1 protein-coding gene is annotated in these 241 nt (G+C 65.6%); it reads left to right on the top strand.

Annotation, left to right across the window (positions count from 1 at the left end; all coding sequences use genetic code 11):
- On the top strand, window positions 1-241 hold a 241-nt coding region (locus tag EOD29_RS34585), incomplete at both ends, for a biotin/lipoyl-binding protein (protein WP_127248908.1).

Here is a 241-nt window from a genome sequence, read left to right on the forward strand (position 1 = left end):
CAGACGTGTCCGCCGCCGGTCCGATTCGGCCTCTGCCTTCCAATACCCCGGCGAACAGAGCATTGCCGTCCCGGGAAGTCACCGGCTCCGGCTACGTCGTGGCCCCCGATATCGCCACCATCTTCTCCAAATATGAGGGCCGGATCGTCGCCGTCGAAGTCGAGGCGGGCGACAGGATCGTAGCGGGCCAGATGCTGGTGCGACTCGATGATGCCGGTGCCCGCTTTGCGCTTCAAGGCGC

It is taken from the genome of Mesorhizobium sp. M1A.T.Ca.IN.004.03.1.1, assembly GCF_003997555.1.
Classification (GTDB): Bacteria; Pseudomonadota; Alphaproteobacteria; order Rhizobiales; family Rhizobiaceae; genus Mesorhizobium.